The sequence below is a fragment of the Collinsella tanakaei genome (assembly GCF_016900375.1).
Classification (GTDB): domain Bacteria; phylum Actinomycetota; class Coriobacteriia; order Coriobacteriales; family Coriobacteriaceae; genus Collinsella.
This window is the reverse complement of the sequence record NZ_JACJKB010000041.1, coordinates 1-1692: the sequence shown is the minus strand read 5'-3', so window position 1 is coordinate 1692 and position 1692 is coordinate 1. Positions and strand designations below refer to the sequence as shown.

Sequence of the window (1692 nt, the reverse complement as noted above, 5' to 3'; positions counted from 1 at the left end):
TGGCAGGCTGCCTTGGCGATCGCGCAGGCCAGATAGGTCTTGCCCGTGCCGGTCGGGCCCTGGAGCACGACGCTCTGGCCGCGCTCGGCGAAGCCGCACGTGGCGAGCTCGGTGATCTTCAGCCGGTCGAGGCCGCGCTCCTCGGAGAAGTCGATCGACCTCACGTCGGCCTCGGGGTAGCGCAGGTTGGCGCGCTTGGTGAGGTTCCTGACCTTGGACGTGACGAACGCGGAGTGGGCCTCGTCGACGGCCATCTGCACGCGCTCGGCGCAGGTCATGCCCATGCACATGCCCTCGTCCTGGGCCTCCAGCGCGTCCAGCAGGTCCGATGCGCCCATGTCGCGCAGCTTGCGCTTCGTCTCCACCGAGAGCTCCATGCTACGCCTCCTCCCCGTAGAAGTCGGCGCCGCGCACGTAGCCGGCCTCGTCCTCGCCCGGGCCGCCGTCGTCGGAATGCGCCCCGTCGGCTCCGTCCTGGTTGGTCTCCAGTATCGGCTTCAGGTGCCTGTACCTGGGGGACGGGCGCCCGGACGCCAGCGCCATCTCGCACGCCCGCTCGAGCCTGGGCCTCGTGTAGCGGTGCTCGAGCCTGAGCACCGCGAGCGCCGCGTCGAAGCCCTGCTCCTCGTAGTCGACGCGCTGGAAGATGCGGTCCACCACCTCCCTGCAGGACGGCCCGACGCGGTCGGCCCACCTTCGTATGCGCCCGGCGTCCCAGTCGGAGTACGACTTCCCCTCGGGGAGGTCGCCGGCGTGCGTGGAGTAGCGGTTCCGGGCGAAGGCCGGGAGCAGCGGGTGGGTGGCGAGCCGCTCGCCGGCGAGGAAGACCTCCACGGTGGTGTCGGTGACCCTGAGGTCGACCGTCTTGCCGACCGCGAGGTGGCTCACGGAGTAGTAGTTGTGTTTGTACGCGACGTGGCAGTTGCGCTGCACCTTGCGGCCGTAGACCCACTCGCAGACCTCGTAGGGCACCGCCGGGAGGGGGCGGAGGAGCGGCCTCTCCTGCTCCTCGAAGACCTCCCTCCGCGTTCCCTCGCGCTTGGTGAACGGGCGGGCGTTGTGCTCCTCCAGCTTGGCCGCGACGGCCGCCTTCAGCTGGTTGAAATCGGTGAAGACCTCGTTCCTGAGCGCCGCGATGATCTCGATCGCGGCCTGCCACACCTCGTTCTCGGCGCTCGGCTTGTCGCGCGGGGTGGCGATGCGCGCGGGCATCACCGCCGAGCCGTAGTGCGCGGCCATCTCGCGGTACGCCTCGTTCAGCTCGACCTCGCCCTCGCGCGGGTGGGCCCTCACGCCGGTCCTGAGGTTGTCGGGCACTATGCAGGGCGTCGAGCCGCCCATGTAGGCGAACGCGTGCACGTGGCAGCGCAGCCATGTATCCTGCCTCATGTCCAGCGTAGGCTCGACGTAGGTCAGGCGGCTGAAGGGCAGGCAGGCCACGAACAGGAAGACCTTGGAGACCTCGCCCGTGGCCGGGTCGACGAGCGCCATCGTCGGCCCGGCCCAGTCGACCTCGAGTATCCTTCCCGCCTTGTGCCCGACGCGGCTCACCACCTGCCTTCTCACCGTGAACTCCCGGTAGCGCTTGCAGAACCGGTCGTAGGACATGAAGGGCTCGCCCTTCGACCTCTGCCCGTCGCGGTATTCCTCGTGCAGCCGCTTGAGCGTCACGCCGACCCGGGCGAGCTCGCG

2 protein-coding genes are annotated in these 1692 nt (G+C 69.6%); both read right to left on the bottom strand.

The features are described 5' to 3' along the window. Positions 1–377 (bottom strand): ATP-binding protein (locus H6A16_RS10495; protein WP_204618993.1); only part of this gene is annotated, 377 nt, incomplete at its 3' end. Position 378: 1 nt separating this feature from the next. Further along, positions 379–1692: IS21 family transposase (gene istA / locus H6A16_RS10490; RefSeq protein WP_204618990.1), on the bottom strand; the 1314-nt coding region annotated here is incomplete at its 5' end.